Raw genomic sequence first — 15,561 nt, 5'->3', positions numbered from 1 at the left:
ATCGTGGCGTTGTTCGTGCAGAAGTTCGGCGGATCGTCGGTCGCCGACGCGGAGAGCATCAAGCGGGTCGCCAAGCGCATCGTCGATACGCGCCGCGCCGGTCACGACGTCGTCGTCGCGGTGAGCGCCATGGGCGATACGACCGACGAGCTCCTCGACCTCGCCGGCCAGGTGGCACCGATCCCCGCGCCGCGAGAGCTCGACATGCTCCTCTCCAGCGGCGAGCGCATCTCGATGGCGCTGCTGGCGATGGCGATCCACTCGATGGGCTTCGAGGCGCGCTCGTTCACCGGGTCTCAGGCGGGCATGATCACCGACGCGACGCACGGGGCGGCGCGCATCGTCGACGTCACCCCCGTCCGACTGCGCGAAGCACTCGACGAGGGGGCGATCGTGATCGTCGCCGGGTTCCAGGGCTTCAACCGCGACACGCGCGACATCACGACGCTCGGTCGCGGGGGGTCCGACACGACCGCCGTCGCGCTCGCCGCCGCTCTCAAGGCGGACGTCTGCGAGATCTACAGCGACGTCGACGGCATCTTCACCGCCGACCCCCGGGTCGTGCCCCGCGCGCAGAAGCTCACGCACGTCTCGAGCGAGGAGATGCTCGAGCTCGCGGCGAACGGCGCGAAGGTGCTCTACATCCGCGCCGTCGAGTACGCGCGCCGCCACGGCGTGCTGATCCACGCCAGATCCACGTTCAGCTCCGGTGAGGGGACGTGGGTGCTCGGTCCCGGAATGTCCCTGCCCGCGGGCACAGAAGGAGCAGAAATGGAAGAGCCGATCGTCGCCGGGGTCGCCACCGACCTCAGCCAGGCCAAGATCACCGTCATCGGCGTGCCCGATGTGCCCGGCAAGGCAGCCGAGATCTTCAAGATCGTCGCGAAGTCCGGGGCGAATGTCGACATGATCGTGCAGAACGTGTCCGCCGCCGCCACCGGTCGCACCGACATCTCCTTCACGCTGCCGAAGGAGGACGCCGCGCTGGCGCTGCGCGCCCTCGCCGCCGAACAGGGCGAGGTCGGTTTCGAGAGCCTCGTGCACGACGATCAGATCGGCAAGCTCTCGGTCGTCGGCGCCGGGATGCGCACGCACTCGGGTGTCTCCGCGACGCTGTTCGAAGCGCTGAGCGTCTCTGGCATCAACATCGAGATGATCTCCACGTCCGAGATCCGCATCTCGGTCGTCGTCAGCGGCGACGAGCTCGCCGAGGCGGCGCGGGTCGTGCACACCGCGTACGGCCTGGACGGGGATGCCGAGGCCGTCGTCCACGCCGGCACCGGGCGCTGAGCGCCTCGTCGAGAGGCTTCCCTCTCATTCGTCCTGATCTCGTAATCTGATCGCCCGGCACTTTCCGGGGGACCGCCGTACGCTCGGTTCGTCGGAGGGGGGCACGATGAGCAGAACGACGCTGTCGACGAGGGCACGCTGGCTCTGGGGGATCGGGGCCGCACTTGCGGTCTCCGCGGTCGTCGGCGGGGCACTGGTCTTCCAGCCATGGCTGCTGTTCATCGACGTGCGGGTCGACGACGAGATCCCGGCAGCCGTGGCGACGGCGACGCCGGAACCCACGCCGGCGGCGTCGGCGAGCGTGGAACCCGCGGAGCAGATCACACCTGCTCCGCCGGCGGGTCCGGTCGACCTGCTCACCGGATCCTTCATCAGCCACGAGCACACCACGTCCGGGTCCGTCCGCGTGATCGAGAACCCCGACGGCACCCGCCAGCTCGCGCTCGTGGGGCTGGAGACCTCGAACGGGCCCGACGTGCACGTGTGGCTGAGTGCGGGTCCGGTCGTGGAGGGCACCGACGGGTGGTTCACCGCCGCCGGGTACGAGCACATCGATCTCGGTCCGATCAAGGGCAATATCGGTGACCAGCTCTACGACATCCCGGCTGACGTGGATCTGACCGTGTTCCGCACCGTCGACCTGTGGTGCGTGCAGTTCTCCGTCTCCTTCGGCGCGGCGGCGCTGTCGTAACACCGGATCCGGGGCGCGGCATCCGTTTCGGGTGGCCGATAGAATCTGGATTTCACCCTCGACCCGCAAGGAACCGCCATGACCCGCATCTCCGATTCCGGACTCTCCGTCGCCGTCGTCGGCGCCACCGGCCAGGTCGGCACCGTCATGCGCGAGATCCTCGCCGAGCGGTCGTTCCCGATTCGCGAGCTCCGCCTGTTCGCCACGGCGCGCTCCGCCGGCACCGCGGTCGAGTTCGGTGGGCAGACGGTCATCATCGAAGACGTCGCCACCGCCGATCCCGCGGGCATCGACATCGCCCTGTTCTCCGCCGGGGCCACCGGCAGCCGCGCCCACGCGCCGCGCTTCGCCGAAGCGGGAGCGACAGTGATCGACAACTCCAGCGCGTGGCGCATGGACCCCGAGGTGCCCCTCGTGGTGAGCGAGGTCAACCCGCACGCGATCCGCGAGGCGCACAAGGGCATCATCGCGAACCCGAACTGCACCACGATGGCCGCGATGCCGGTGCTGAAGGTCCTGCACGAGGAGGCGGGCCTCGAGCGCCTGATCGTCAGCACCTACCAGGCCGTCAGCGGGTCCGGGATCGCCGGCGCGGAAGAGCTGCTCGGACAGGTCGAGGGAGTGCTCGCGCAGGGCGACACGCTCCGGCTCGTGCACGACGGCTCCGCGGTGGACTTCCCCCAGCCCGAGAAGTACATCGCCCCGATCGCCTTCGACGTCATCCCGTTCGCCGGCAACCTCGTCGAGGACGGCATGAACGAGACCGACGAGGAGAAGAAGCTCCGCAACGAGAGCCGCAAGATCCTCGAGCTGCCCGAGCTCCGCGTCGCGGGGACGTGCGTGCGCGTTCCGGTCTTCACCGGCCACTCGCTCAGCATCAACGCCGAGTTCGCCCGCGACATCACGCCCGAGCGCGCCCGTGAGGTGCTTTCGGATGCCGCCGGCGTGCGCCTCGAGGAAGTGCCCACTCCGCTGCAGGCTGCCGGCACCGACCCGAGCTATGTGGGCCGCATCCGCGCCGACCAGTCCGCTCCCGAGGGCAAGGGTCTCGTGCTGTTCATCAGCAACGACAACCTCCGCAAGGGCGCCGCGCTGAACGCCGTGCAGATCGCCGAGCTGGTCGCCGCCGGTCTCGGCGTGTCCGCCTGACGCCCGCCGTCGCATCGTCTCGGCATGCCGAGGGGATAAGAAACGCGGACTTTACGGGCGCAGGAGCGTTCGGCCGTGGCGGGCGGGGTCGGAGCGAGAACTACACTTGACGGGTGAGTGAAACCGTCGATGTCGTGCTCATCGGGGGTGGCATCATGAGTGCCACCCTGGGCACCCTCCTCTCCGAACTGCAGCCCGACTGGAAGATCGTCGTCTACGAACGGCTCTCCGACGTCGGACTGGAGAGCTCGAACGCGTGGAACAACGCCGGCACGGGCCACGCGGCCCTCTGCGAGCTGAACTACACGCCCGAGTCCTCCGATGGCACCGTCGACCCGGCCAAGGCGATCTCGATCAACGAGCAGTTCCAGCAGAGTCGTCAGTTCTGGTCCGCGCTCGTGGACGAAGGCGCCCTGGATGCGCCGTCGACGTTCATCAACTCCACGCCGCACATGACTTTCGTCCGCGGCGAGAAGGATGTCGCGTTCTTGAAGAAGCGCTACCAGGCGCTGAAGGACCAGCCCCTGTTCGCCGGCATCGAGTACTCCGAGGATTCCCGCGTCATCAACCAGTGGGCCCCGTTGCTCATGCAGAAGCGCCGTGCGGGCGAGCCGTTCGCCGCGACCCGTGTGCCCGCCGGCACCGACGTCGACTTCGGCGCGCTCACCCACCAGCTCTTCGACAACCTGCGCGAGGGGGGTGCCGAGATCGTCACGAACCGCGAGGTGAAGCGCCTGAAGCGCCGGGCCGACGGCACGTGGGACATCTCGTGGCGGAACTCCATCGGTCGCACGCCCGGAAAGACCAACGCGCGCTTCGTGTTCGTCGGCGCGGGCGGCTGGGCGATCAAGCTCCTGCAGCGCTCGGGGATCCCGGAGATCAAGGGGTACGGCGTGTTCCCGATCGGCGGGCAGTGGCTCAAGACCTCGAACCCGGCGCTCGTCGCCCAGCACAAGGCGAAGGTCTACTCCCAGGCCTCGGTCGGGGCGCCGCCGATGTCGGTTCCGCACCTGGACACCCGTGTCGTCGACGGGGAGACCTCGCTCCTGTTCGGCCCGTTCGCGACCTTCAGTCCGAAGTTCCTCAAGAACGGGTCGATGCTCGACCTGTTCGCCCAGATCCGACCGAGCAACATCTTCGTGATGCTGAAAGTCGCGGTCGACAACCCGTCGCTGATCACCTACCTCGTCAGCGAGCTGCTGAAGAACCACAAGAAGAAGGTCGACAGCCTCCGCACGTTCATGCCCACCGCGAAGGACGAGGACTGGGAGCTCCTGAACGCCGGTCAGCGCGCGCAGGTCATGAAGAAAGACCCGAAGAAGGGCGGCGTGCTGCAGTTCGGCACCGAGGTCGTCACGGGCGCGGACGGCTCGATCGCCGGACTCCTGGGCGCATCGCCGGGTGCGTCGACCGCCGTGTCGATCATGCTGGGCCTCCTGCAGTCGTGCTTCCCCGATCGGATCGACGAATGGGAGCCGCGTCTGCGCGAGCTCATCCCGAGCTACGGCGAGAAGCTCAACCCGCGCCCCGAGCTCGCGCAGGAGATCCTCGCCGAGACCGCCGAGACCCTCGCACTGACCGCCTGACCCACCGTGCCCGCAGGCCCTAGGGTGGGCTCATGCGGGTGCGCGGGGGGCGCCGGTCCAGGCTGGCGGGTGCGGTGGCCGTCGTGCTCGCCCTGCTGCTCGCGGCGCCGCCCATGGCCTCCGCCGCACCGCGGGCGCCCGCGGATTCCGGTCGCGTGGCATCCGTCGAGGACTTCACCTACGACTCGTTCACGGGCGATTACTACCTCGTGCGCGGCACGGGCGGGCGCAGCGAGCTCTACACGGTGGAGACGCTCGTCGCGCGCTTCCCGGAGTTCGACCAGAACAAGGGCATCATCCGATCGATCCCGAAGGCGGACGGGGAGATCGAGCACGACACGCAGGTGCTGGACGTCACGGGTGCCGCCGGCGCACCCATCCCGTGGTGGACCGAGCAGGACGACGACTACGTGTACGTGCTCACCGGCGACGACAGCTACGTCCGGGGCGTGCAGACCTACGTCATCACCTACACGATGAACGACGTGGTGCTGCGCTACGAGGACACCGCGGCCGACGAATTCTTCTGGGACACCGTGGGGACCGACCACGCACAGCCGTTCGGATCGGTGACCGCGCGCGTGCACGTGGGCGGGGATGCCGCATCCGGCGTGCTCGATGACCGTGCGTACTGCTACGCCGGACCGTACGGGTCGTCGGATCCGTGCGGGATCCAGCGCGTCCGCGCCGAGGCGTGGCCGGCCGAGATCGCGTCGTGGGCGGGGGCGATGGGGTCCTCGGCGGAGCCTCGGGTGTCGTTCACGGCGGCCGAGGACGACCTCGGCGCGGACGAGAACGTCTCGGTGGCGATCGGCTTCGAGCTCGGGACGTTCTCCGCCCCGGAGCCGCCGCCCTACCCCTGGTGGCTGTGGATCCTGCCGGCCCTCGCGCTCCTGTCCGGCATCGGGGGGCTCCTTTTCGTCCTGGTCATGAAGGTCGTGCTGCGCCGCAATCCGGACCGCTCGCCCGTCATCGTGCAGTACACCCCGCCACCCGACGAGTCGCCGACCCTGTCGGCCGGTGTCCTGGACGTGCCCGAGCGCGCGCTCGCCGCGCACGTCGTCGACCTCGCGGTCCGCGATGCGGTCGAAGTGCGCGCCTCCGGCGACCGCGATCATCCGGACGACTTCGAGGTCGTCCTCGTGAGCAAGGAGGGTCTGGACGCCGACGACCTGCGCGTCGTGTCCACTCTGTTCTCACGCAAGGCGGAGCCGGGCGCGGACGTCGATCTCGGCGCGTTCGCCTCTTCGCCGCCCGTGCGCGCGGTGACCTACGTCCGACGCATCGACGAGTCGACGGTGCAGCGCGGCTACCGTGCGAAGGTGCCCGGATGGGTCGCCGCCGTCCGGGGCCTGTTCCAGATCGGCGGGCTCGTGCTCGCCATCGGGATGATCTTCTTCGGAGACGGCGCGTTCGCCGTGCTCGCGCCGCTGGCGCCGCTCGGCAACGTCCTGTACATCGGGGCGATCGTGAGCGGGTTCTTCGCTTTCCTCGTGCTCCCGTTCTTCCGCCTGCCGAAATCCACGCTCACGCTCGCGGGCGGCATCCACAAGACATATCTGGACGGCATCCGCGAATACCTGCGGCTCGCGGAGAAGGATCGCCTGGTCGCTGCGCAGTCGCCTCGGACGGCCGACCTGGTCTCATCCGGACGCCGCGCCTACGGGGACGCGCCGAACGGTCCCGGGGCGGACATCGTGAACGTGTACGAACGCCTGCTGCCGTACGCTGTCCTCTTCGGCATGGAGCGGGAGTGGTCGCAGGTCGTCCGCAGCGCCGTCCCCGTCGCAGCTCCCGCGACCCTCTCGCTCCTGGACGCGGTCTCGTCCCGATCGCTGTCCGAAGCGTCCTCGTCGATCGGACGGCTGGCGAGCACTCCGGTGAGCAGCTCCGGATCCTCCAGCAGCTCGTCCTCGAGCTCGAGCTGGTCCTCGTTCGGCGGTTCGTCCGGAGGCGGATTCTCCGGCGGCGGGGGCGGTGGCGGCGGTTTCGGGGGGCGCTGAAGCGGCGACTACGCTCGGCACGTGGCCAAACTGTACTTCCGCTACGGTGCGATGAACTCCGGCAAGTCGTCGTCCCTCCTGCAGGCGGCGTACAACTACGAGGAGCGCGGGCAGCACGTGCTGCTGGCCAAACCCGCGATCGACACGAAGGAGTCCGACAAGATCTCCAGCCGGCTGGGGATGTCGCGGGCCGTCGATTTCCTGATCGCGCCGGATGCCGACCTGCGCGCCCTGTTCGCCGAGCACCGCGCGCGCGTACAGGCATCCGGCTCGGAGGCGCTGTTCGACGAGCAGACCTCTTTCGGCCGGCCGGTGGACGTGGCGTGCCTCCTGGTCGACGAAGCCCAGTTCCTCACCCCGGAACAGGTCGATGATCTCCTCCGGATCGTCGTCCTGGACGGGGTGCCGGTCCTGGCGTACGGCATCCGCACCGACTTCCGCACCGAGGCGTTCCCGGGATCCCGACGACTGCTCGAGCTCGCCCACAGCCTGGAGGAGCTCAAGACGATCTGTCGGTGCGGGCGCAAGGCGATCTTCAATGCGCGCCTCGTCGGGGGCCGGTTCGTCTTCGACGGCGATCAGGTCGCGATCGACGAACTGTCCACCGACCGGGTGACCTACGAGTCGATGTGCGCCGAGTGCTACCTGCGCGAATCGGGCGGGCGGCTGGACGGCCGCTGACGACCGGGGCCCGTCGCTAGGCTGAAGCCATGCGAGTTCTCCTTGCCGGCGGCGCCGGCTACATCGGCGCCCACACGGCGGTCTCCCTGCTGGATGCCGGTCACGATGTCGTCCTCCTCGACGACCTCTCGGGCACGAGCGCGATCGCCGCCGACCGCATCGAGACGATCACCGGCCGCACCGCCCCGCTCGTGGTCGGCGACGCGTCCGACGACGCCGTCGTGGAGGAGGTGTTCACCGCGTACGGTCCGATCGACGCGATCATCCACCTCGCCGCCTTCAAAGCCGTGGGGGAGTCCACGCAGAAGCCGCTGGAGTACTACTCCAACAACGTCGACACCACGTTCGCGCTCCTGCGCGTGGGCTTGGCGCACGGCATCCGCTCGTTCGTGTTCTCCAGCACCGGCACCGTGTACTCCGACCCGGCGGACCTGCCGTTCACGGAGGAGTCGACGACGAGCATCGACCTGTCGAACGCGTACTCCAAGTCCAAGCGCATCAACGAAGTGGTCCTCGCCGACGTCGCGCGCGTGAACCCCGATCTGAACGTCACCGTGCTGCGGTACTTCAACCCGGTGGGCGCGCACCCGAGCGGCCTCATCGGGGAGGATCCGGCCGGCATCCCGAACAACCTCATGCCGTTCGTCGCCCGCGTCGCCGTCGGCAAGCTCGACCGCATCGGCGTGTTCGGGGACGACTACGACACCCCCGACGGCACGGGACTGCGCGACTACATCCACGTCGTCGACCTCGCGGAGGGTCACGTCACGGCGCTCGAGAAGGCCGAGCCGGGATACGCGGTCTACAACCTCGGCACCGGGCGTCCGGTGAGCGTGCTCGAGCTCATCGCGTCGTTCGAGAAGGCCGTCGGTCGTGAACTGCCCAAGCGGATCCTCGCCCGTCGACCCGGCGACGTCGCCGCGACCTACTGCGATCCGGCCAAAGCCGCGCGCGAGCTCGGATGGGTCTCCCGACTCACGATCGACGACTCGTGCCGCGACTACTGGAACTGGCAGTCGAAGAACCCGGACGGGTACGCGACCGTCTGACGGCTATGGCCTCCGCGGGGTGCGGCGAGGCGGCCACGGGATCAGCATCGACGTCGTGCGCCGGTAGTCGGCGTACGACGGATACTTCGCCGAAGTGATCGACTCGGTGAAGATCGTCGACCCGATGAACAGCACCGTCAGCAGCGCCGCCCCGATGATCGTCCAGTTCAGCGCACCGCCCCACACGCCCTCGCCCGCCGCGACCGCCGCGCTCGCGCCCAGCAGGTAGAAGACCCACCACTGGGCCTGTTCGAAGAAGAAGTTCGGGTGGCGGCTGAAGCGGAAGAGCCCGCCGGTGGCGAATCCCGGTTCGAGTCGGCCACCGGCGGCGGCCTTCGCCCGGTGGAAGTCCCACTGCTGCTGGTCGGCGGCGAACTCTCCGGCCAGGAATCCGAGGAACACCACCGCGAGCAGGACGTCTCCGATTCCGGGCGCACCGGGGTACTGCCAGGCCACGAGTGCGGGCATCGTGATCAGCACGAGGAGGGCGTTCTGGTACAGCACGATGAACAGCAGGTTGAAGATCTGGAACTGCCACGGCTTCATCCGTCCGCGCAGTATCGCCCAGCGGTAGTCCTCCATGCCGGTGTATCCGCCCTTGCGGGCGAAGTTGAAGGTGAGCCGGATCGCCCACGCGGAAACCAGCACGGCCATCAGGACGAGACGTCCGGATTCCTCGCCGGCGGCGATCGCGGCGCCCGCGAAGATCCAGACGTAGATCGCGGGGACGATCGACCACACGCGGTCCACCCACGATGTGTCTTTCGTGATCAGCGAGGCGATCCAGCAGAACAGACAGGAGAGCGACGCGACGACCAGCACGACGGCCAGCGGATCCATGGCCACAGCGTAGAACCGCCCGCGGGCTGGGTGTCCGCGGATCGCCGTACATGGTTGTGATGGGGATGTCTACCCATCGGAGGCGTTTCGGGGCGAGGTTAGGATGAAAAACCGTGCTGGTTGGGGCAGCACGGAACAGCAGAAGCGGCCAAGCCAGGGAGTGACCAGGGGATGAAGGCTTTGTCGTGGATGCGTGCGCGCCCCAAGGCGCTCGCGTCGGCGGCGGGCGTGACGATCGGCGCGGTGGCGATCACCACGATGGCGTTCGCCTACGAGGGATTCCCCACCACGAAAGTCGACCTCAACGACGGCGGGGTCTGGATCACCAAGACCTCCGCGATGCTCGTCGGGCATTTCAACCACGAGTCGACGGTGCTCGACGGCGGACTGCGGACGACCGGCGAGGACTACGACATCCTCCAGGATGCCGCCAACGTACTCGTGGTCGACTCGGGTGCCTCTACCCTCGCTGCGGTGGACCCGGCCCGGGTGTCGCTCGGCGATTCGGCGAAGATCCCCGGTTCGGCCAAGGTCGCCCTCGGCAATCAGACCGCCGCCGTCCTGGACCGCAAGTCCGGCGCCCTGTGGGTCGTGCCGGTGCGCGGCATCGCCGCCTTCGAGATCGAGGCGGCCGACCCGGTCGCCGATCTCGGGGCGGACGCGGATGTCACGGTCGCGAAGGACGGAACCGTCTTCGCCCTCTCCAGTGAGCGCAACGAGGTCGTCACGGTTCCGGTCGACAACGAGGGGCAGGCCGGCGAACCCTCGACGGCTTCGCTGGGCGAGCCGGCGTCGTCCGGCGGCGCGACCATCACGGCCGTCGGGACGACCCCCGTCGTGCTCGATCCGGTCGCCGGTGCGGTCATGTCACCCGGTGGGATGCGGACGGAGGTCCCGAACCTCGACGGCGCGGTTCTGCAGCAGGCCTCCGAGCAGACCGACGCCGTGGCCGTCGCGACCGGGTCCGAGCTCGTGCGGGTTCCGCTGGACGGCGCGGATCCGGTGATCGTCCCGGCGAAGGGACAGGGCGCTCCTGCGGCGCCGGTCTGGCTCCGCGGGTGCACGTACGGTGCCTGGGCGGGCTCAGGGGCGTTCCTGCGCGACTGCACCGGAACCGACAGCGACGTCTCGGCCGCGATCGAGGACGCACAGGACGTCGGAAGTCTCGTGTTCCGCGTCAACCGCGACGTGATCATCCTGAACGACGCGGTCGGCGGCGCGGCGTGGATGGCGAACGAGAGCCTCCAGCGCGTCGACAACTGGAACGATCTCACGCCGCCGGAAGGCGAGACGGAGAACGAGGACGACTCCACCGAGGAGACCGTCGAGACCACCCTGCCCGAGCGCAGCGAAGTGAATACGCCTCCCGTCGCGGAAGACGACTCGTTCGGCGTGCGCCCCGGCGCGTCGGCGCTCCTCCCGGTGATCGACAACGACAACGATCCCGACGGCGACGTGCTCGTGGCCACCGTCGCCGAGCAGAAGACCTCGATCGGCACGGTGCAGCCGATCTACAACGGCGCATCCCCGCAGATCGCGGTCGATGAGAACGCCACCGGGTCGGCGACGTTCTCCTACGAGATCGACGACGGCCGGGGCGGCACCGACACCGCCACCGTGACGCTGTCCGTGCACGAAGACGACCAGAACGCCGCGCCCACGCCCAAGCGCAAGACCTCCCTCACGGTGGAGACCGGTGGCACGGTCTCCTACAACGTGCTTCCGGACTGGATCGACCCGGACGGTGACGACATCTACCTGAAGGAGGTCGTCGCCGCCCCCGGCGACGAGGTCGATTTCAGCACCGATGGACAGCTCACCTACAAGGCGACCGCGAGCCTGCAGGGGCGCAAGGACATCCCGGTCACGGTCGCGGACGGATTCGGCGAGGTCACGACGACGACGCTCACCCTGGACGTCCGCCCGCAGGGCTCGACGAAGCCGAAGACGAATGCGGATCACGTCGTGACGCACGTCGGCGAGCAGATCACGGTCGCCCCGCTCGCGAACGACACCAGTTCCGGACGTGAACAGCTCCGGCTCGGGCGCGTCGATGAGGTACCCGGCGCGACGGTGCTGCCGGACTTCACGAACAAGACCTTCACGTTCACTGCCCCGACGGTCGGCGTGTACTACGTGCAGTACCTGGCGACCGCCGGTCCCGAGAACGGCGAGGGCATCGTCCGCATCGACGTGATCGAAGCCGCCCAGGTCGATCTGCCCCCCGTCGCGGTCCGGGACGTGGCGCTTCTGCCGACCGGCGGCGATGTGCTGATCGGTGTGCTCAACAACGACACGGACCCGGCCGGCGGCATCCTGGTCGTGCAGTCGGTGTCGATCGAGCCCGGGACCGGTGTGTCCGTCTCGGTGCTCAACCACGAGACCCTGCGCATCACCGACCAGGGCACGCTCGAGGAGCAGGTGCGGATCTCGTACCGGATCTCGAACGGCACGCAGTCCGCGGACGGCGAAGTCGTGGTCGTGCCGATCCCCGCGCCGGAGAAGATCCTCCAGCCCGTCGCGAATCCGGACACCGCGACCGTGCGAGCGGGAGACGTCGTGACCATCCCGGTCCTGGCGAACGACACCCATCCGAGCGATGACGCCCTGCATGTCGCCCCCGAGCTCATCGAGCCGTTCGTCGACCCCGAGGACGGGGAGGCGTTCGTCTCGCAGGACACCGTGCGATTCAAGGCCGGGCCCGAGGCGAAGACCGTGTACCTCACATACGAGGCGGTCGATTCGCGCGAGCAGAAGGCCGCGGGCTATGTCACGGTGCAGATTCTGCCGGTCGTCGAGGAGACCAACGCCGCGCCGCGACCCCGGGACATCGTGGCGCGCGCGCTGTCGGGCACGTCGATCGACATCGCCGTGCCGCTGGACGGCATCGATGCGGACGGGGATTCCGTCGAGCTCCTGGACATCTCGTCGAGCCCGACGAAGGGTCGCATCGTCGAGGTCGCGCAGAACTACCTGACCTATGAGGCCTTTGACGGCTCGACCGGAGTGGATGTGTTCCGCTACCGCGTGCGCGACCGCCTCGGCAAAGAGGGCACCGCGACGATCCGCGTCGGCATCGCCCCGGCCGAGGAGGTCAACCAGGCCCCGTACGCGGTGAAGGATGCCGTCGTGGTGCGCCCCGGCCGCGAGATCGCGGTGCCCGTCCTGGTGAACGACTCCGACCCGGAAGGCGATGACCTCGCCCTCGTCAAGAACGGTCTCGAAGTGCCCGCGATCGACGGCTTGTCCGCCAGGGTCTCCGGTGATCGTGTGCTCGTCCAGGCGCCGGACCGGGCCGTGGAGACGTCGCTGCAGTACACCGTGAAGGACGCGCGCGGCGCGACGGCCACCGCGGTCCTGCAGATCACCGTGGACGAGGACGTGCCGCTGCAGGCGCCTGTCGCTCGCGACGATCGTCTGCGGCCGTCCGATCTCGACGCGGAGACCTTGTCCGCTGATCTGGACATCCTCGACAACGACGAAGACCCGGACGGCACCACCGACCGGCTCGACGTCGAAGTCGGTGCGGGAGCGCGCCTCCTTCAGGACGGCAAGGTGCGGGTCACCGTGACGGACGAGCTCCAGCTCATCCGCTACACGCTGACCGACCAGGACGGTCTGCAGTCCTCCGCCTTCATCTTCGTGCCCTCCGAAGCCGGGTTGCGACCCACTCTGACCTCCACCAAGCCCATCGAGGTGCTCAGCGGAGAGACGAAGGAAGTGCCGCTGTCGAAGTACGTCACGGTCGCCGGCGGCGGCGAGGTCGTCATCACCGAGCACGCGAAGGTGAGCGCGGTCAATTCGAACGGCGCGGACCTCGTCAAGGACGAGCGCACCTTGGTCTACACGTCGGCCGACGGCTACTTCGGTCAGGATGCGCTCACGTTCGAGGTCACCGACGGCTCCGGCCCGGACGACCCCGAGGGCCGCAAGGCGACGCTCAGCATCCCCATCAACGTCATCCCGCCGGACAACCAGCAGCCCTCTTTCGTCGGCGGCCAGGTGAACGTCGCTCCGGGTGAGGATGCGACCGTGCTGGATCTCGCCGCCCTGACGACGGACCCCGATCCGGAGGACAAGGGCAAGCACGAGTACACCCTGACCGGCGGTCAGGAGAAGGGCATCTCGGCGCGGGTGGACGGCGATCGTCTGCTGGTCGAGGCCTCCTCGAACGCCAAGAAGGGCGCCGCGACGACCCTCACGCTGCGCGTCTCGGACGGCGAGACGGAGCCGGTCGAGGGAACGGTTCTCGTCCAGGTCACGGCGTCCAACCGCGCGATGCCCGCGGCGAACACCGACACGCTGCCCGAGGCGGATCAGGGCAAGAGCGTCACGGTCCCGGTGCTGGCGAACGACTTCAACCCGTTCCCGGAGACGCCGCTCAAGGTCATCTCGGCCGCCGTAGAGACAGGTTCGGGCCAGGCGAGCGTGAACGGATCGGATGTCGTGGTCACCCCGTCGGCCGACTTCGTGGGAACCCTCGTCGTGCGCTACACGATCCAGGACGCGACGGAGGACCGTGATCGCGAGGCGACCGGACAGGTCGTGCTGACCGTCCAGGGCGTCCCCGAGGCGCCGGGTGCGCCGACGGTGACGAGCGTGCAGGACCGGACGGTCGTCGTCTCGTACGCCGCGGCATCCAACAACGGAGCCGAGATCACGAAGTACACCGTGCGCGCCGTCCAGGGCGGCGCGTACTCGAAGGAGTGCCAGTCGACGACCTGCACGCTGGACGGTCTCACGAACAACGTGGAATACGTGTTCCAGGTGACGGCCACGAATCGCGTCGGCGAGTCCAAGCCGTCCGGATCGTCTGCGGTCGCACGACCCGACGCGCGTCCGGACACCCCGAACCCGCCCACCCTCACGTTCGGCGACAAGTCGCTCAATGTGGCGTGGACGACGCCGACGACGCCGGGTTCGCCCGTGGAGCGCTACACGCTGGAGATCTCTCCGGCGCCGCCGTCGGGCATCACCCAGAAGGACGTGACCGGGAACTCCGTCACGTGGGAGGGGCTGGAGAACGGCGGCAACTACCAGGTCCGCGTGCAGGCCCACAACCGGGCACCCGAACCGTCGAGCTGGAGCAACTGGTCGGCGTCCGAAGTGCCCGCCGGGCCCCCGCTGGCGGGGTCCGCGCCGACGACGGCCGAACTCGCACCCGTCGGAGACCAGGCCCAGATGCAGGTGAACTGGGCGACCCCGCCGAGCAACGGCGACGCGATCGACGGATACCAGCTCGAGGTGTGGCAGGGATCGACCCTGCAGCGGACGCTGACGCCCGGCGCCGGCGCGAACAGCCAGGCGGTCGTCGTACCGACGTCCGAGAGCGCATACACGTACCGCATCCGCGGGCACAACAAGGCGGGCTGGGGGGAGTGGAGCCCGATGTCCGCGCCGCGCCGCGGTGTTGTGGCGCCCTCCGCGCCGCGGATCGATTCCGTCACCGCCGGAGACCGCCAGCTCACCGTGGCCTTCACGCCCGGGTCGCGCGGTGGCGCGTCCACGAGCGAGGTCGCCTACCAGTACCGACTCAACGGTGGGGGTTGGGCGGGCTTCCCCGGCAACGGCGTGATCGGCGGGCTCGGAAACGGCACGGCGTACACGGTGGAGATGCGCGCCGTCGCCACGGTCGACGGCACGACGTACGCCGGCGCGGTGTCGAACGGTGTCCGCGAGACCCCGTACGGACAGCCGTTCGCGCCGGCAGCGAACGCCAGGAACCTGGGCCAGAGCGTCGAGGTCAGCTGGAACTCGGGCGGATCCGACAACGGCCGGCCGATCACGACGACGCAGATCCGGATCGACGGCGGCGGGTGGCAGGACGTCGGCGCGAACGGCTCGCGGACCGTCGGCAACGGCTACCAGCAGACGCATTCGATCGACGTGCGTGCACAGGACTCCACGGGTGCCTGGTCACCGGTCGCCTCCGCCTCGGCGCGGACGGACGACCCGCCGACGCCCCGCGCGTTCGTCACCCCGGGTGCCAGTGCGCAGGGTCAGCCGGGTTGCAGCAGCGCGTCGTGCGCCTACTTCGTCGTGAACACGCGCGACTTCAACGCCGGCACGTACAACATCGTGTGCCACTCGGACCGCGGCCAGATCAACAGCGGCTCCTCGTGGCGGCTCGACGCCAACGGCACGCAGCAGCTCGGGTGCTACTTCGGATACCCGGGAGTGAACGTCTGGGTGGAGATCAACGGCAAGGCCTACGAGAAACGCAGCTGGTAGCCGGCGCCCTTCTCCCCATCTGATTCTCGTCATCGCAGAGG

At 68.9% G+C, this 15,561-nt stretch carries 9 protein-coding genes; 8 read left to right on the top strand and 1 reads right to left on the bottom strand.

The genetic code is table 11. The features are described 5' to 3' along the window. Window positions 1–3: 3 nt before the first annotated feature. From AB0P18_RS12615 to galE, 7 genes are all read left to right on the top strand, one after another. Window positions 4–1,290 carry an aspartate kinase gene (locus AB0P18_RS12615; RefSeq protein WP_344055864.1) on the top strand — a complete coding sequence of 429 codons (1,287 nt, stop codon included), beginning with the start codon at window positions 4–6 and terminating at the stop codon, window positions 1,288–1,290. Between the two features lie 106 nt (window positions 1,291–1,396). Beyond that, window positions 1,397–1,981 carry a DM13 domain-containing protein gene (locus tag AB0P18_RS12610; RefSeq protein WP_344055263.1) on the top strand — a complete coding sequence of 195 codons (585 nt, stop codon included), beginning with the start codon at window positions 1,397–1,399 and terminating at the stop codon, window positions 1,979–1,981. A gap of 78 nt (window positions 1,982–2,059) precedes the next feature. Next, window positions 2,060–3,130 carry an aspartate-semialdehyde dehydrogenase gene (locus tag AB0P18_RS12605; RefSeq protein ID WP_363360302.1) on the top strand — a complete coding sequence of 357 codons (1,071 nt, stop codon included), beginning with the start codon at window positions 2,060–2,062 and terminating at the stop codon, window positions 3,128–3,130. Between the two features lie 113 nt (window positions 3,131–3,243). Beyond that, entirely contained in the window at window positions 3,244–4,716 is a 1,473-nt protein-coding gene (locus AB0P18_RS12600; RefSeq protein ID WP_363360301.1) for a malate:quinone oxidoreductase, read from the top strand. A 32-nt stretch (window positions 4,717–4,748) separates the two neighbouring features. Continuing rightward, window positions 4,749–6,719, top strand: coding sequence for a DUF2207 domain-containing protein (locus AB0P18_RS12595; protein ID WP_363360300.1), 1,971 nt, complete (start codon window positions 4,749–4,751; stop codon window positions 6,717–6,719). 21 nt (window positions 6,720–6,740) lie between these two features. Further along, a complete protein-coding gene (locus tag AB0P18_RS12590; RefSeq protein ID WP_363360299.1) occupies window positions 6,741–7,400 on the top strand; it encodes a thymidine kinase in 660 nt (219 codons plus the stop codon). A gap of 29 nt (window positions 7,401–7,429) precedes the next feature. Continuing rightward, window positions 7,430–8,449, top strand: a complete 1,020-nt coding sequence (gene galE, locus AB0P18_RS12585; RefSeq protein ID WP_344055253.1) for a UDP-glucose 4-epimerase GalE — start codon at window positions 7,430–7,432, stop codon at window positions 8,447–8,449. Window positions 8,450–8,452: 3 nt separating this feature from the next. Here the strand turns inward: galE and AB0P18_RS12580 are convergent, their stop codons facing one another. Further along, window positions 8,453–9,289: a DUF1295 domain-containing protein gene (locus AB0P18_RS12580; protein WP_344055251.1), complete on the bottom strand. Its 837-nt coding sequence runs from the start codon at window positions 9,287–9,289 to the stop codon at window positions 8,453–8,455. Window positions 9,290–9,478: 189 nt separating this feature from the next. Between AB0P18_RS12580 and AB0P18_RS12575 the strand changes: the two genes are divergently transcribed. Further along, the gene (locus tag AB0P18_RS12575; RefSeq protein WP_363360298.1) at window positions 9,479–15,520 is read left to right on the top strand and encodes an Ig-like domain-containing protein; all 6,042 of its coding nucleotides are present in this window, start codon (window positions 9,479–9,481) and stop codon (window positions 15,518–15,520) included. Window positions 15,521–15,561: the final 41 nt, after the last annotated feature.

This window comes from Microbacterium sp. NPDC064584 (assembly GCF_040687315.1).
GTDB lineage: Bacteria > Actinomycetota > Actinomycetes > Actinomycetales > Microbacteriaceae > Microbacterium > Microbacterium lacus.
Note: the sequence above shows the minus strand (reverse complement) of the source record. Positions and strands in the feature narration are given on the sequence as shown.